The sequence below is a fragment of the Flavobacterium indicum GPTSA100-9 = DSM 17447 genome (genome assembly GCF_000455605.1).
Taxonomy (GTDB): domain Bacteria; phylum Bacteroidota; class Bacteroidia; order Flavobacteriales; family Flavobacteriaceae; genus Flavobacterium; species Flavobacterium indicum.
This window is the reverse complement of sequence record NC_017025.1, coordinates 2062651-2079360: the sequence shown is the minus strand read 5'-3', so window position 1 is coordinate 2079360 and position 16710 is coordinate 2062651. Positions and strand designations below refer to the sequence as shown.

Sequence of the window (16710 nt, the reverse complement as noted above, 5' to 3'; positions counted from 1 at the left end):
AAATAGAAGTGATTTAGTACATGTAGTTAATGATAATAAAATGTTATTTTTGTGTTTTAAAATTAATTTTATTTGAAACCCATACTTCTCATAACGCCGCCTTTTACACAATTGAATACACCTTACCCAGCAACAGCTTATTTAAAAGGTTTTTTCAACACTAAAAAGATTGAAAGTACTCAAATGGATTTGGGTATTGAAGTAATTTTAGAATTGTTTTCTAAAAAAGGATTAAATTATATTTTTGAAAGTATTCAAGAGGAATTTGAGTTGTCTGAAAATGCTAGTAGAATTTTTGCATTACAAGCCGATTATATTAAAACTATAGATAAAGTAATTGCTTTTTTGCAAGGTAAAAATCCTTCTTTAGCACGACAAATCTGTAGTGGGAATTTTTTACCAGAAGCATCCAGATTTGCAAATTTTCATGCAGATGTAGAAGCTGTTAATTGGGCTTTTGGTTCTATGGGTATGCAAGATAAAGCAAAACATTTGGCAACATTATATTTAGAAGATTTATCAGACTTTATAGTGGAATGTATAGATGAAAATTTTGGTTTTAGTCGCTATGCAGAACGTTTAGGTCGAAGTGCTAATTCTTTTGATGAGTTGTATGATTATCTTCAGTTGGAACCAACTTATATTGATGAAATTACCTTGCAATTATTGCATCAAAGAATTGAAGAAAATAAACCGAAATTAGTATGTTTTTCAGTTCCCTTCCCCGGTAATTTATATAGTGCTTTTCGTTGTGCAAAATACATAAAGCAACATTTTTCATCAATAAAAATTGCCATGGGAGGTGGCTTTCCAAATACAGAATTACGTGATTTAAAAGATATTAGAGTTTTTGAATTCTTTGATTTTATAACATTGGATGATGGTGAATTACCATTAGAACTTTTGTATTCGCATGTGCTTAACTCCAAAAATACCGAATTTAAACGAACATTTTGGTTAGAAAATGGAAAAGTAGTTTATGTAAACAACACATCCCAATTGGATTATAAACAAAGTGAAGTAGGTACACCAGACTATTCAGATTTGTTGCTAGATCAATATATTTCTGTAATTGAAGTGGCTAATCCTATGCATAGTCTTTGGAGTGATGGACGATGGAATAAATTAACTATGGCTCACGGGTGCTATTGGGGAAAGTGTACTTTTTGTGATATTTCTTTGGATTATATCAAAATTTATGAACCCATTCATGCTAAAATTTTAGTCGATAGAATGGAACAACTCATAGAGCAAACAGGAGAAAATGGTTTTCATTTTGTGGATGAAGCTGCACCACCTGCTTTAATGCGAGAAGTTGCACTTGAGATTTTACGACGAAATTTAGTGGTAACTTGGTGGACCAACATCCGTTTTGAAAAAAGTTTTACAAAAGATTTATGTTTATTATTAAAATTATCGGGTTGTATTGCTGTCTCTGGCGGATTAGAAGTAGCGTCCGATAGGTTATTAGCTTTAATTAAAAAAGGGGTTACAGTAGAACAAGTTGCTCAGGTTACCAAAAACTTTACAGAAAGTGGCATTATGGTACATGCCTATTTGATGTATGGCTATCCTACACAAACCGTACAAGAGACTGTAGATTCGTTGGAAATGGTTCGCCAATTATTTGAAATTGGTGTTTTACAAAGTGGTTTTTGGCATCAATTCGCTATGACAGCGCATAGTCCAGTAGGCATCACCCCTGATGAATTTGGTGTAGTTCCAGAAATTAAGGAAATTACTTTTGCTAATAATGACATTCAATTTAAAGACAAAACAGGGATTAATCATGATAAATTTAGTTATGGATTAAAAAAATCACTCTTTAATTATATGCATGGTATTGGTTTTGATTTTGAATTACAAGAATGGTTTGATTTTAAAATACCAAAAACCAAAATTGCCCCTTTTTACATTCAAGATTGTCTCAAAGAGGAAGAAATATTTTCTTTAAAACCTAACTCAAAAGTAGTTAGTATTTGTAATAATCCTAAAGTTGAAGTTTTTACAAAATCTAAAAAAGGAATGAATTGGGAAATGATGAATTTATTATTTCAAGATAAAACATTTTCTTATGATATAACAATTGAGAAGAAGGTAGGGGATTGGCTGTTGAAAATGATTGCAGCTACTTCAATTGCAAATGATAAATTAGTAACTTTTCAACACATAAAATTAGATTACGAAACTCAATTTGAAGATTTTGAATTGTTTTGGTTTAGCAAGGCAATGACAAACTTTAGAAAATATGGAGTTTTGGTGTTATAATTGTTATGATTTGTTAATATAGAATTATTTTTTTTGATGCTATTTTTTATATAGTGTGTATTTTTTGAAAAAAAATCATAAATTTAACATCTAAAGAGTTTTGTTTTGAGATTTTTTTTCTGTAAAAAAATAGATTCTACCTACAAAAAAGTATTAAGTCTTTTATCAATTATGTCTTTTGCATTATTGATTTTGGTACTTGCTTTGTACTATTACATGAAAGTACAAGAGCGACATATTTATGATTCGAGTAATAAAATTTATAAGAATGAAATTAATTCTTTAATGAAACTCGATTCTGAAAATTTAACTTCACTTATTGTAGAAATCACTTATTGGGATGAGTTTGTTACTTTTCTAAAAACTAAAAATATTAATTGGTTCAATGCTTCGGTGGCAAGTATTGTAAATAATTATAAAGTTGAATATATAGTAGTATATGATTTAGATGCTCATTTTGTTACAAAAGTTGCTACTCCAAAAATAAAAACGTTTGATTTTATTCCTAAAGAGGCTATTCGTAAAGTATTAAATAAGAAAATTGATAAGTTTTATTTGAAAATACCAGAAGGTATTGTTGAAGTGTATGGGGCAACAATTCATCCCTCCAATGATCCTTATAAAAATAAAACAAAACCTGCGGGTTGTTTTTTTATGGTCCGACTTTTGGACAATGATTATTTTGCCAATTTTGAAAAAATAAGTACCTCTAATATTGAGTTTTTTACAAAATCAGATAACAATATAAAATCAGTTTCTTTTGTATATCCATTAAAAGATTATAATCAAAAAATTATTCAAAAATTATATTTTAAACGTGCCTATAATATTGATTTTTGGATAACCAAGTTTATTTTAACTGTAATTACAATTGCGCTAATTCTTTCTTGGATAATTTATTTTTATTTTGCCAATAAATGGTCAAAATTACCACTCAGTTTTATTAAAAAAATATTGAAAAACGGTGATCCTAATGCTATTCAATCACTAAAAAATATTAGAGGCGAATTCCGCTATATTGGGAAACTTTTTGAAGAAAATCAATTAAAAACAAAAGAATTAAATCTTGCCAAAACTAAAGCTGAGGAAAGTGACAAGTTAAAAACAGCTTTTCTAATGAATTTATCACATGAAATTAGAACTCCTATGAATGCAATTATAGGTTTTTCTGATTTATTGAATAATGATACTATTTCTGAAAAAGAAAGAAACGACTACATCACAATCATTAAACAGAGTGGTAAAAATTTAATTGAGATTATTGATGATTTAGTCGAAATGTCAAAGATTGATTCAAACAGTATAAAACCGAATTTTACGGTTTTCGATTTAAATGAATTTGTGTCTTTTACAAAAGAAACTTATGATTTAATGCAATCGAATAAAGAAATTGATTTTAAAATTATAACTGCCGACTCACATTTGCCCATAATTTTAACAGATAAAGTTAAAGTTCAGGAAATTATATGTAATCTTCTCAATAATGCTTTTAAATTTACCAAAAAAGGATTTATAATTTTAGAGATTGGTGTTGAAAATAATAGTTTAAAGATACAAGTTAAAGATTCAGGAATTGGTATTCCAGCAGAATTTCAATTAAATGTTTTTAAACGATTTAGTAAAATTAATTCAAAAGACATTTCAGCCAATGAAGGATTAGGATTAGGTTTAGCTATTTCAAAAGCGTATGTTGAAATGTTAAATGGAACCATTACTTTCGAATCAAAAGAACACGTTGGAACAACATTTAAAGTAGCTATTCCAATTGAAATTTATGAAAGTCTACCTTCTAATGATGAAGTAAATTCAAGTTTAGTTCAAGAATTGGGTAATGAAGAAGTAATTTTAGTTGCTGAGGATGATAATGTGAATTTTTTGTTGATTGAAAAATTATTAAAAAATTTAAATTTTACAATTATCAGGGCTCATGATGGAAATGAAGCAATAGAATTGTTTAAAAATAATCAGGAAATCAATCTCATTTTAATGGATATAAAAATGCCAAATAAAAATGGGTACGAAGCATTTGAAGTAATTAGACAATTAGATAAAAATATCCCAATCATTGCACAAACTTCTTATTCGTTTGAAGAGGAGATTCAAAAAATTAAAGATCTTGGATTTAGCGATTACATTATGAAACCAATTGATAAAAATAAATTGATGAAAACACTGTCAAAATTCATCAAAATTGACTAAACTATATTTTTTATAATAGCTATACCAAACTACCACATTTTTAAAATTTTGCGTTCCGAAAACGTTTTCTTTTACGTATTTTTACAACCAAATTTTTAAAATTATGAGTAAATCTTATAAACTTTCTGTAAATCAAAATACTTCATTTGAGTTTACTGAACAGGATTTAGGGAAATTAGATGCTGTTAGTGTAAAAGAAAATCATTTTCACATTCTTAACGACCATATGGCTTATCAGGCAGAAATAATTGCAACAGATTATAATGCAAGAAAATATACTGTAAAAGTTAATGGATCTACTTATCATGTTGATATTGCAACTCCTTTAGATTCCTTAATTAAAGAGATGGGTATTTCACTTGGAGCAGGTAAAGTTGTTAATGCGATAAAAGCTCCTATGCCTGGATTAATTCTAGAAGTAGCTGTGCAGGTTGGTCAGGAAGTACAAGAAAATGAGACTTTATTAATTCTAGAGGCAATGAAAATGGAAAATACATTGTTTTCACCTCGCGCAGGTGTCATTAAAAGTGTATCAGTAGAAAAAGGGAATGCCGTAGAAAAAGGACAATTGTTAATTGAATTTGAATAGCATGAAAAAGATATTAGTTGCAAATAGAGGTGAAATTGCACTTCGTGTGATGAAAACCGCTAAAAAGATGGGAATTAAAACGGTTGCCGTTTATTCTACAGTAGATAGAAATTCGCCACATGTTAAATTTGCTGATGAAGCCGTTTGTATTGGTGAAGCACCTTCGAATCAATCGTATTTATTAGGCGATAAAATTATTGAAGTTTGTAAAGAATTAGGGGTAGATGGGATTCATCCTGGTTACGGATTTTTAAGTGAAAACTCTGATTTTTCAGAATTAGCAGAAAAAAATAACATTACGTTTATTGGACCTAAATCACATGCGATGAAAATCATGGGAAGTAAACTTGCTGCAAAAGATGCAGTTAAAGCGTTCAATATCCCAATGGTTCCTGGTTTGGATGAAGCAATTACGGATATTGCTCTGGCTAAAAAAGTTGCTTCAGAAATTGGATTTCCAATTTTAATTAAAGCTTCTGCTGGTGGGGGTGGAAAAGGTATGCGTATTGTTGAAAATGAAGCAGAATTTGAATCTCAAATGAATAGAGCAATTTCGGAAGCTACCAATGCTTTTGGTGATGGCTCTGTTTTTATTGAAAAATATGTTGGTTCGCCGCGTCATATCGAAATACAAGTAATGGCTGATAGTCATGGAAATATTCTTTACTTATTTGAAAGAGAATGTAGTATTCAGCGTCGCCATCAAAAAGTAGTAGAAGAAGCACCTTCTTCAGTTTTAACTCCTGAAATACGTAAAGCAATGGGTGAAGCTGCAGTTCGTGTGGCACAATCGTGTGATTATTTAGGAGCAGGAACAGTTGAATTTTTATTAGACGAAAATAAAAATTTCTATTTCTTAGAAATGAATACACGTTTACAAGTAGAACATCCTGTTACTGAAATGATTACGGGAATGGATTTAGTTGAAATGCAAATTCGTGTAGCTAGAGGTGAAGCTTTACCAATTAAGCAAGAAGATTTAGAAATAAAAGGGCATGCTATGGAATTACGTGTGTATGCGGAAGATCCATTAAATGACTTTTTACCGAGTGTTGGAAATTTAGAGGTGTACCAAATTCCAGTTGGAGAAGGTATTCGAGTAGATAATGGTTTTGAACAAGGAATGGATGTGCCAATTTATTACGATCCCATGTTGGCTAAGCTAATTACGTATGGTAAAACCCGTGAAGAAGCCATTGAATTGATGATTGAAGCGATTGCACAATATAAAGTGGAAGGCGTGAGTACCACACTACCATTCGGAACTTTTGTGATGGAACATGAAGCTTTTAGATCAGGTAATTTTGATACGAACTTTGTAAAGAAATATTACGATAGTGATAAATTAAAAGCACAATTTGATAAAGAAGCTGAAGTGGCAGCTCTAGTGGCTTTACAAAAGTATTTAGAAGACAAGAAAATTGTACGTTTACCGAATTAAGCAAATGCCAAGTAAAAAGTAAAAAGTTAAAAAGCAAATAGTAAAAGGTTTAAAAAACGAATTGCTAAATGCTAAATACTAAAACTATGGAACAAAAAATAAAAATTTTAGAAGATAAAATCGCTTTAGCCAAATTAGGCGGAGGTGAGAAAAGAATTGCAGCTTTGCATGCAAAAAAACGTTTAACCGCTCGTGAACGTGTAGAATATTTATTGGATGAAGGCTCTTTTGAAGAAATCGGTATGTTGGTAACGCACCGTACAACCGATTTTGGAATGGAAAATGAAGTAATATATGGGGATGGAGTAGTTACAGGTTATGGAACCATTAATGGTCGTCCAATTTATATCTTTGCACAAGATTTTACTGTTTTTGGGGGTTCATTATCTGAAACTCATGCAGAAAAAATCTGTAAAGTAATGGATATGGCCTTAAAAAGTGGGGTTCCTATGATTGGATTAAATGATTCTGGTGGTGCACGTATTCAAGAAGGGGTTCGTTCATTAGGTGGATATGCTGATATTTTCTATAGAAATGTACAAGCATCTGGTGTAATTCCTCAAATTTCTGCCATTATGGGACCTTGTGCGGGTGGAGCCGTTTATTCTCCAGCAATGACCGATTTTACGATGATGGTTGAAAACAACAGTTATATGTTTGTTACCGGACCTAATGTGGTAAAAACAGTTACTAATGAGGAAGTTACTTCTGAGGAGTTAGGTGGTGCCATGACTCATGCATCAAAATCGGGTGTTTGTCATATCACCTCGCCAAATGGAATTGAATGTTTAGAAGATATTAAACGATTATTGAGTTATATTCCTCAAAATAATACAGAAACGACACCTAAATTACCGTTTGAATTGGGCGATGAAATTCGTGAACAATTAACGGATATTGTTCCAGATAATGCCAATAAGCCTTATGATATGCACGAGGTTATCAAAGGAATTATTGATGAGGAATCGTTCTTTGAAATTCATAAGAATTATGCAGAAAATATCATTGTTGGTTTTGCTCGTTTAGGTGGAAGAAGTATTGGAATTGTTGCCAACCAGCCTATGGTTTTAGCCGGTTGTTTAGATGTAAACAGTTCTATGAAAGCGGCTCGTTTTGTACGTTTTTGTGATTGCTTTAATATTCCTTTATTAGTGTTAGAGGATGTGCCCGGATTTTTACCAGGAACGGACCAAGAATGGAATGGAATTATTACACACGGAGCTAAATTATTATATGCATTTAGTGAAGCTACTGTTCCTAGAATTACAGTAATTACTCGTAAAGCTTATGGTGGTGCTTATGATGTAATGAATTCTAAACATATTGGAGCTGATTTTAATTTTGCATGGCCAAGTGCCGAAATTGCAGTTATGGGTGCAAAAGGGGCTTCTGAAATTATTTTCAAAAAGGAAATTAGTGAAGCAGCAGATCCTGCAGCAAAATTAGCTGAAAAAGAAAAAGAGTATGCCGATTTATTTGCAAATCCTTACACAGCAGCGCAACGAGGTTTTATAGATGAAGTTATTTTGCCAAAAGATACCCGTCGTAAATTGTTAAAAGCATTTAGTATGCTAGAAAATAAAGTTGTGGATACTCCAAAACGTAAACATGGTAATATTCCACTATAAGAGTATATTATACTCAATAAAAAAGCCACGTCAAGTGGCTTTTTTATTTTTTTCTTAAGGCAACTATAAAATTGCTTTTAGAAGTGTCATCGAAAAATAATATTGTAGTGTAGGTGGGTAATTTTAAATTAGGATTTGAAAATAAATCGCATGCTGTTTTATCAATTTGTTTAGGATTAGTTAAACCAATAACTAATAGTACTAATTTCGAATTATTTCGCTCTGCAAAAAATACTTCATACCCTTCTTTCCCTGGATTGTCTTTAATTATGACATCTGTAATTGAAGTTATCATGTCTAAATCTTCTTCTTCATAATCATATTTACTATCTAACAACAATTGCGGTTGAGTTACTTGTACACTATTTCCGCAAGAGTAATTAAAAGTACTCGGTTTAGTTTGACTAAAAAAATAAAGGCTAGTCAATAGACTAGTTATGACTAATAGTTTTTTCATGATTAGTTTGGGTTGATTTTTCAAATAAAATGATTTTTTTTAAATCTGAAAAATTTTGTCATGACAAATGTCATTTTCCTACTTCAATTTTCCTTTTATATTCGCTCTCAAAATAATTATAAAATGAAAATCGAACAAATATATACCAATTGTATGGCTCATGCCGCTTATTATCTTGAAAGTAACGGAGAAGTAGCTATTTTTGATCCACTGCGAGAAGTCGACGGTTATATTTTGAAAGCACAAAATAATAATGCCTCAATTAAGTATGTTTTTGAAACCCATTTTCATGCCGATTTTGTCTCAGGTCATTTAGATTTGGCAAAAAAAACTGGAGCAAAAATTGTATATGGTCCTACAGCTAAGCCCAATTTTGAAGCAATTATTGCCGAAGACGGACAACTCTTCCAAGTAGGAAATTGTAAAGTTAAAGCCATTCATACTCCGGGGCATACATTAGAAAGTACAACCTATTTATTAATTGATGAATCGGGTAAAGAACATGGCATCATTTCTGGTGATACTTTGTTTATTGGAGATGTTGGAAGACCCGATTTGGCCCAACATGTCATTGCTGATTTAACGGAAGATAAATTGGCTCGAATGTTATATCATTCATTAAGAGAAAAAATAATGCCGTTAGCAGATGATTTGATTGTTTATCCTAATCATGGAGCAGGTAGCGCCTGTGGGAAAAACATGAGTAAGGAAACGACAGATACATTGGGTAACCAAAAGAAAACCAATTATGCTTTACGTCCCAATATGACTGAAGATGAATTTGTTTCGGAACTATTAAACGGATTAACTACACCGCCAGCGTATTTTCCAAAAAATGTATTGTTGAATATTAATGGATACGAAAGTTTAGATGCAATTATCACTAAAGGGAAGCATCCTATCCAGATAAAAGATTTTAGAAATTTAATTCAAGACCCTTCCATTTTAGTTTTAGATACTCGAAATGCCTCTGAATTTTCGAAAGGATTTATTCCTAATAGTGTAAATATTGGAATTGATGGAAGTTTTGCTATGTGGGTAGGAGAAATGATTCTGGATATCAATCAAAAAATTATTTTAGTAACGGATGAAGGAAGGGAAGAAGAATGTATAATCCGATTGTCCAGAGTGGGGTATGACGGAACTATTGGTTATTTAGATGGAGGTTATGAAGCTTGGAAGAAAGAACAGTTGCCTCTTCAATCAATTACAAGAATAGAAGCTTCTGAAATTAACAGTCAATTCACTAATTGGCCTGTTGTTGATGTGCGTAAAAAAAGCGAATTCGATTCTGAACATGTCGTAGGTGCAATTAATATTCCTTTAAATCAATTATACAAGCGAATAGATGAATTTCCAAAAGAAAATTTTGTGTTACATTGTGCCGGTGGGTACAGAAGTATGATTGCCGCTTCATTATTATATCAAAAAGGAATACAAAATTTTGTTGAAGTGAATGGTGGTTTTACAGCAATTAAATCACAATCAGAATTAGCAATAACAGCATATGTTTGTCCTTCAACGTTATTGTAGTATTATGAGATAAAGTTTATTTTATTGGAACCCAAATTTCTTCTTCAGAATCGGGATTTTCATGACCTAAGTAATTATCTCCTAATAATTCAAAATGAGGACGATTGTCTAATTCATAACCTGAATTAGGAAGCCATTCGCCATAAATATATTGTGCTGTTTTTGCAAACATTTCAGTATTTCCTTTGTGGTTAAAAACAGCATATTTTCCTGAGGGAAGTTCCATGTGTTCAAAACCTTCTGGTGTGTTTTCGAATTCTTTTATTTCAATTGCTGCCCATTTTGTAAAGGTTGTAAACGGCGAGAATTCTAAATAATAATTATTAGGATATACTTGTAACGAATACAAATCGGCACTTTTTGCATTTGTTATTTCTTTCAATCTGGGCATAAATTTTTTCCAAATCTCATTGGTTTTATTTTCTACTAATGACATTTCAATTGAATAGCCAATTAATTTTCTACCAGGTATTTCTACAACTTTATAATCCATATTTTAGTAATTTATCAAATATAAAAAAATCCTCGTAAAATCTATATTCACGAGGATTTAAAAAAAATTAAACTATTAATTATTTTGAGGTAAGGTATTGATAAATACCATCTTTTAAATGAACACGTTTTACTCTTAAATCATTTAAAGTTTCATCAGCTGCAGGTTCCGCGTCACTTTCAATTCTATAAATTTCATGATCTAATTCATCAAATTCATCAAATAGTTTTTTAAAATGAGCATCTTCAACTTTTAAAGTGTGAATTTTTTCTGCAAACTCTGGAAATTCTTCGGTTAGGATGTGTTTTTGAATCATAGGTAAAGTAATTTTAAATTTCTATACTCAAAGTTCGTAATTACTAAAGACTTTTCATATGATAATTGTCAGTTTTAACAATAAAGAAAATTTTTCATCCTTATTTTTATTTTGCTCCTCCTCCCAATGCTTTGTAAAGTGTAATAACGGCGTTTAATTGTTTGTATTTATTATCAATAAAATTTAACTCCGTATTCAAAGCATTATCTTTTGCGGTTAAAACTTCTAAATAAGTAACCATTCCAAATTTTAACAATTCATCCGAGTATTCAGCCGCTTTTTTAAGCGCATCAACTTGCTTTTGTCGAATTACTAATTTTTCAGTTTCATTTTCATAATTGGCTAAGGCATCTGATACTTCTTTTCCTGCTATTAACAACGATTTTTCAAAGTTTAGGTACGCTATTTGTTGGTTTGTTTTTGCAATTTCATAGCGTGTTCTAATTTGTCTTTGATTAAAAATGGGTTGTGTTAATCCTGTAATTATATTAGCAAAAAAGGAATTAGCACTAAACCACGTCTGTAATTCTAAACTTTGAAATCCGGCTGTTGGAGTAATAGTTAAAGTAGGATAGAAGTTACTTTTTGCTACATTAGTTAATTCAAACGTATTTCTAAAATTCATTTCTGCGGCAATTACATCAGGTCTATTACTCAACAACAAGGCTGGTACACCAGTTTTAATTTCGGCTGAAATATTTTGATCTGAAAAATTACCTTTTGCAACCGCTTCAAACTTTTTATTCAATAATACGTTGAAAGCATTTTCCATGACTTTTAAATTGTATTTTAAATCTTTAAGTGTAATTTCGGTGGCCCATTTTTGAGCTTCCGTTTGTTTCACGGCAACTTCATTTACACTTCCTGCTTTTTTTAAGGCAGTGATTACTTCAACACTTTCATTTCTATTTTTTAATGTCTGTTCCACGACTTTTATCTGCTCTTGTGTCGCTAACATTTGATAATATAAGGAAGCAATTTTTGAAACTAAATCAGTTTGAACGGCTGTTTTAGCGGCTTGCGATTGTAAATATGAGGCTTGAGTTGCTCGTTTTGTACTTCTTATTTTTCCCCATATATCAGCTTCCCAACTCATTCTAGTCGATAATTCATATTGGTCAATGCTGCTAAAAAGGCGACCAAATTGACTGTTGGCTGAGGTTTCTTGATGGGTCCATGTAGCATTTCCAGTTACTGTTGGCCAATAACCGGCTTTTCCTTGTTTCATCGTAGCTTCTGCAACCGACATATTTTGTATGGCAATTTGTAGATCTAAATTGTTTTGAAGCCCTTCATTGATGTACGCCTGAAGTTGACTATCAGTAAACAATTCTTTCCAAGATAATTGACCAATAGAGGTACTGTCTAATTTAGCCTCTGTTCTATACAGTTTATCAGTTGAAATTGTTGGTTTTTGATATTGTTTAGCAACAAAACAGGATTGCAAGCTAAAAGCAATTAGTAGGGCTAAAAATCCAATTTTTAAATTCTTCTTTTTCATAATAATATTAATTGCTTATTTCTGTACTCTCAATTGGTTTTGAACTTACTTTTTCTTGTAAATGTTGGAAAATAACAAATAAAACAGGTATGATTAGTACCCCAATGATAGTCCCAATTAACATTCCTCCAATAGCGCCCGTTCCAATGGCTTGATTTCCTGTTGCACCAGCTCCTTTTGCTAACATTAAGGGTAACAAACCTAAAATGAAGGCAAATGAAGTCATTAAAATTGGTCTTAATCGGGCAATGGCGCCTTGAATTGCTGCTTCTCTAATACTAAGACCTTTTCTTCTGGCCTCTGCAGCAAATTCAACAATCAATATGGCATTTTTGGCGAGTAATCCAATTAGCATGATTAAAGTAATTTGTAGATAAATGTTATTACTTACACCAAAAATATTTGCAAAAATATAAGACCCTGCTAATCCAACCGGAAGTGAAAGAAGTACAGCAAACGGAAGCATATAACTTTCATATTGTGCGGCTAATAAGAAATAAACAAATACTAAACACAATGTAAAGATGAAAACAGTTTGTCCACCGGCACTTTTTTCTTCCCTTGTCATACCAGAATATTCATATCCATAGCCTACAGGAAGCGTTTTTTGCGCTACGTCTTCCATAGCAGCAATGGCCTCACCAGTACTATAACCTGGCGAAGGAGCACCAGAAATTTTAACTGCAGTAAACAAATTAAAACGTGAAATACTTTGCGGTCCAAAAACCTTCTTCAAATTCACAAATTGGGAAATTGGTGCCATATTTCCAGTAGAAGTTCGAACCATTACTTGGTTTAAAGATTCAGGATTACTTCTGTATTCTGGCTCTGATTGATACATTACACGGAATTGTTTACCAAATTTATTAAAGTTTGAGGCGTAAACACCTCCAAAATACCCTTGCATTGTACCCAGAACATCATTGACTGTTAGTCCCGATTTTTTAATTAATGGAACATTCAACTCAATTTCATATTGCGGAAAATTAGGAGAAAAAGAAGTAGAGGCATATTGAATTTCAGGACGATTATTTAATTCACCTAAAAATTTACCAGTTACTTCATTTAATTCTTGAATGGTTCCCCCTTTTTGATCTTGTAATTGTAATTCAAATCCACTACTAAAACCAAATCCAGCAAGTGTTGGTCGGGCAAAATAAAGCACTTTAGCATCTTTTACTGCTGCAGTTCTTTTAAATAGTTCTTGTACAATGGCATCAATATGTTGTGGTTTAGCGGTTCTTTCTGCCCAAGGTTTAAGTTTTACGATAATCATTCCATAATTACTACCTGTACCACTTAATAAACTTCGTCCCGATATTCTAAGTACTTTATCAATTTCTGGAATACCTTTTACTGCTTTTTCAATCTGTAGTAATACTTCTTCTGTTCTTTTTAAAGAACTTCCAGGAGGTAAGGAAACATCAGACATGATTCCACCCGTATCTTCACTTGGTACAAAGGCTTTTGGTGTGGTATTCATTAACAAGGCAAATATCCCTGCAAAAGCTGCAATTACTATAAATGCTAACCATTTTTTATGGATAAAAAATTCAACTGATTTTTTATATTTAGCAGTTGTTCGATCAAATGAGGCATTAAAAGCATCATAAAAACGATTAACAAATCCTTTATGTGGTTTTGATTTATCATTTTCTTTTAAGAAAATAGCACATAAAGCCGGTGATAAGGTTAATGCATTAATAGCAGATAATACAATGGATACGGCTAATGTTAAACCAAATTGTTTGTAAAATACTCCTGCTGAACCACTGATAAAAGATACTGGAATAAATACGGCTGACATGACTAATGTAATTGAAATAATTGCACTACTAATGTCGTTCATAGCACTATGAGTTGCTTTTCTTGGATTGTGTTCACCTGCTTCCATTTTAGCATGAACGGCTTCAACAACTACAATGGCGTCATCTACCACAATTCCAACGGCTAAAACCAATGCGAAAAGCGTAAGCATGTTTATTGTAAATCCAAATAGATTTAAGAAAAAGAACGTTCCCACAATTGCAACCGGCACTGAAATAGCCGGAATTAAAGTGGAACGCCAATCTTGTAAAAAGACAAATACAACAATAAATACCAATATGAAAGCTTCAAATAACGTGTGAATTACTTTAGAAATAGATTCATCTAAGAAATCATTAGCATTAACTAAAGTTGTAAATTTTATTCCTTTTGGAAAATTTACAGAGGCATCTTCTAAAACTTTTAAAGATCCTTTAATTACTTCTTGGGCATTGGAACCTGCCGTTTGTGCAATAGCAATTGCAACAGATTGATTGCCATTGGTTAATGTATTACTGGCGTAATTAATTGCACCTAATTCAACATTAGCTACATCGCTAAGTTTTAAGACTTCACCATTTGTTGTGGAACGAATAACAATATTTTTAAATTCATCAACAGTTTGTAAACGCCCTTTGTATTTTAAAGTATATTGAAAAGTTTGATCGCTACTTTCACCTAATTGGCCTGGAGCGGCTTCAATATTTTGCTCTGATAGAACTGACATGATATCAGAGGGGATTAATCCGTAAGACCCCATTACATCTGGTTTCAACCAAATGCGTAAGGTGTAATCTTTTTGACCAAAAACCATAGCTTCTCCCACACCAGTAACCCTTTTAATTTTGGGTAAAATATTAATATTGGCATAGTTTTGTAAAAAGGTCATGTCGTATTCTTTATTTTCACTATATAAGGAGAAAATTAAAATATTGTCACTTTGTCTTTTTGCTGTTGTTACACCCGCTCTTGTTACTTCTTGTGGTAATAGGGAAGTAGCTCGAGATACTCTATTTTGAACATTTACAGCAGCTAAATCAGGATTAGTTCCTAATTTAAAATAGATGCTAATTGATGCCGAACCGTCGTTATTTGCCGTAGAAGTCATATAGGTCATATCTTCTACACCATTTATTTGTTCTTCTAAAGGTATAACTACAGAGTTTAATACTACTTCAGCACTAGCTCCTTGGTAATTTGCAGATACTGTCACAGTTGGTGGAGCAATTTCTGGATATTGGGAAACAGGCAATGCAATTAGTCCCAAAACACCTAAAATCACAATAATAATAGAAATTACTGTTGACAATACGGGTCTGTCAATAAATTTTGAAAACATATTGTTTAAGTTTAACTAGTTATAAATTATTGTTTGGGATTTAAAATTTCGTTATAATCAACTATGACAGGTTTAATTTCGGTATCTTCTGTTAAAATACCCACACCTTCAATTATTAATTTGTCTTTGATTGTTAAGCCTTCATCAACTACAAAAAATTGACCTCCGGGTACTTCTCTCACTTTTATCGGAACCATTTTTACTTTATTATTTGGACCAACTACTAAAGCTAAACGTTTGTCTTGCAGTTCTAATGTCGCTTTTTGAGGAATGATAATGACATGACTAACTTGTGTTGGAATCTGAACTTTACCGGTATTGCCGGAACGTAAAATTTTGTTGGTATTTTTAAAACTAGCTCTTACATTGAAAGAACCTGTTTGCGTATTGGCTTGTCCGCTGAAAGTTTCGATTTTACCTTTCGTTTCAAAAGTTTCGCCATTGCTTAAAATTAAATTTACAGCAGGTAATTTTGCAATTTTCGATTGAAAACTAGTGCCTTCAGCTTGTTCTAATAGGTTCAATTGTTCTTTTTCATTGATTGAAAAATAGGCATACATCGTACTGATATCTGAAACACGCGTTAAAGGTTCAGCTGTTTGACTACTCACATAACTTCCAATACGATGCGGAATAGAACCAATTATACCGTTAACCGGACTTTTTATAGTGGCATAGTTGATTCGAGCAATAATACTTTGATATGTACTTCGTGCATTGGCTAAATTAGCTTTAGCGGTCTCCAATTGTACAGGACTAATAATGTTTCGATCTACTAATGGTTTTAAACGATTCACTTCTACTAAGGCCGCATCCACTCTTGCTTTTGCAGCCGCCGCATCTTGTGTGGCCGTTTGTGTTTCAAGCTTAAATAAAACTTGCCCTTTTTTTACTTCTTGCCCTTCATCAACCAAAATTTTTTCAATATAACCATCAACTTTAGCACGTATTTCTACATCTACTATTCCTTCTAACACAGTTGGGTATTCTGCCGTTAATGTTGAATTGGTTTCACTTAATTGAACTACTTTATAATTTCCAATGGGTTTCGCTTGTTCTACTTCTTTCTTTTTGCACGATATAAGTGCTATACTTGAAAATAAGGCAGTTAATAATAAATTCTTTTTCATAGTAAATGTT

At 31.9% G+C, this 16710-nt stretch carries 12 protein-coding genes; 6 read left to right on the top strand and 6 right to left on the bottom strand.

All coding sequences use genetic code 11. The features are described from left to right. The first annotated feature begins 72 nt into the window (after nt 1-72). The 5 genes from KQS_RS09640 (at nt 73) to KQS_RS09620 (ending at nt 8125) form a co-directional block, all read left to right on the top strand. Nucleotides 73-2268: a B12-binding domain-containing radical SAM protein gene (locus tag KQS_RS09640; RefSeq protein WP_014388998.1), complete on the top strand. Its 2196-nt coding sequence runs from the start codon at nt 73-75 to the stop codon at nt 2266-2268. Between the two features lie 171 nt (nt 2269-2439). Continuing rightward, nucleotides 2440-4467 (top strand): response regulator, encoded by a 2028-nt coding sequence (locus KQS_RS14045; RefSeq protein ID WP_014388997.1) that lies wholly within the window; start codon nt 2440-2442, stop codon nt 4465-4467. Between the two features lie 103 nt (nt 4468-4570). Next, the gene (locus tag KQS_RS09630; protein ID WP_014388996.1) at nt 4571-5056 is read left to right on the top strand and encodes an acetyl-CoA carboxylase biotin carboxyl carrier protein subunit; all 486 of its coding nucleotides are present in this window, start codon (nt 4571-4573) and stop codon (nt 5054-5056) included. Between the two features lies 1 nt (nt 5057). After that, complete coding sequence (gene accC / locus KQS_RS09625) at nt 5058-6497, top strand: acetyl-CoA carboxylase biotin carboxylase subunit (RefSeq protein ID WP_014388995.1); 1440 nt, start codon at nt 5058-5060, stop codon at nt 6495-6497. Nucleotides 6498-6583: 86 nt separating this feature from the next. After that, nucleotides 6584-8125, top strand: a complete 1542-nt coding sequence (locus tag KQS_RS09620) for an acyl-CoA carboxylase subunit beta (protein WP_014388994.1) — start codon at nt 6584-6586, stop codon at nt 8123-8125. A 43-nt stretch (nt 8126-8168) separates the two neighbouring features. Here the strand turns inward: KQS_RS09620 and KQS_RS09615 are convergent, their stop codons facing one another. Further along, a complete protein-coding gene (locus KQS_RS09615; protein WP_014388993.1) occupies nt 8169-8582 on the bottom strand; it encodes a hypothetical protein in 414 nt (137 codons plus the stop codon). A gap of 123 nt (nt 8583-8705) precedes the next feature. Between KQS_RS09615 and KQS_RS09610 the strand changes: the two genes are divergently transcribed. After that, entirely contained in the window at nt 8706-10115 is a 1410-nt protein-coding gene (locus tag KQS_RS09610; RefSeq protein WP_014388992.1) for an MBL fold metallo-hydrolase, read from the top strand. Nucleotides 10116-10131: 16 nt separating this feature from the next. Here the strand turns inward: KQS_RS09610 and KQS_RS09605 are convergent, their stop codons facing one another. From KQS_RS09605 to KQS_RS09585, 5 genes are all read right to left on the bottom strand, one after another. Next, nucleotides 10132-10608 (bottom strand): GyrI-like domain-containing protein, encoded by a 477-nt coding sequence (locus KQS_RS09605; RefSeq protein WP_014388991.1) that lies wholly within the window; start codon nt 10606-10608, stop codon nt 10132-10134. 79 nt (nt 10609-10687) lie between these two features. After that, nucleotides 10688-10924, bottom strand: coding sequence for a YdcH family protein (locus KQS_RS09600; RefSeq protein ID WP_014388990.1), 237 nt, complete (start codon nt 10922-10924; stop codon nt 10688-10690). A 106-nt stretch (nt 10925-11030) separates the two neighbouring features. Next, nucleotides 11031-12425 (bottom strand): TolC family protein, encoded by a 1395-nt coding sequence (locus KQS_RS09595; RefSeq protein ID WP_014388989.1) that lies wholly within the window; start codon nt 12423-12425, stop codon nt 11031-11033. 7 nt (nt 12426-12432) lie between these two features. Then, entirely contained in the window at nt 12433-15570 is a 3138-nt protein-coding gene (locus tag KQS_RS09590; RefSeq protein ID WP_014388988.1) for an efflux RND transporter permease subunit, read from the bottom strand. Between the two features lie 26 nt (nt 15571-15596). Next, on the bottom strand, nt 15597-16700 hold the full coding sequence (locus tag KQS_RS09585; protein WP_014388987.1) for an efflux RND transporter periplasmic adaptor subunit: 1104 nt from the start codon (nt 16698-16700) through the stop codon (nt 15597-15599). Between the last annotated feature and the right edge of the window lie 10 nt (nt 16701-16710).

Bases quoted from the DNA above. Each gene is read 5' to 3' on its own strand.
- KQS_RS09620 (WP_014388994.1), top strand. From the start codon at position 6,584: ATGGAACAAAAAATAAAAATTTTAGAAGATAAAATCGCTTTAGCCAAA.
- accC (WP_014388995.1), top strand. From the start codon at position 5,058: ATGAAAAAGATATTAGTTGCAAATAGAGGTGAAATTGCACTTCGTGTG.
- KQS_RS09585 (WP_014388987.1), bottom strand. From the start codon at position 16,700: ATGAAAAAGAATTTATTATTAACTGCCTTATTTTCAAGTATAGCACTT.
- KQS_RS09610 (WP_014388992.1), top strand. From the start codon at position 8,706: ATGAAAATCGAACAAATATATACCAATTGTATGGCTCATGCCGCTTAT.
- KQS_RS09605 (WP_014388991.1), bottom strand. From the start codon at position 10,608: ATGGATTATAAAGTTGTAGAAATACCTGGTAGAAAATTAATTGGCTAT.
- KQS_RS09630 (WP_014388996.1), top strand. From the start codon at position 4,571: ATGAGTAAATCTTATAAACTTTCTGTAAATCAAAATACTTCATTTGAG.
- KQS_RS09595 (WP_014388989.1), bottom strand. From the start codon at position 12,425: ATGAAAAAGAAGAATTTAAAAATTGGATTTTTAGCCCTACTAATTGCT.
- KQS_RS09615 (WP_014388993.1), bottom strand. From the start codon at position 8,582: ATGAAAAAACTATTAGTCATAACTAGTCTATTGACTAGCCTTTATTTT.
- KQS_RS09600 (WP_014388990.1), bottom strand. From the start codon at position 10,924: ATGATTCAAAAACACATCCTAACCGAAGAATTTCCAGAGTTTGCAGAA.
- KQS_RS09590 (WP_014388988.1), bottom strand. From the start codon at position 15,570: ATGTTTTCAAAATTTATTGACAGACCCGTATTGTCAACAGTAATTTCT.
- KQS_RS14045 (WP_014388997.1), top strand. From the start codon at position 2,440: ATGTCTTTTGCATTATTGATTTTGGTACTTGCTTTGTACTATTACATG.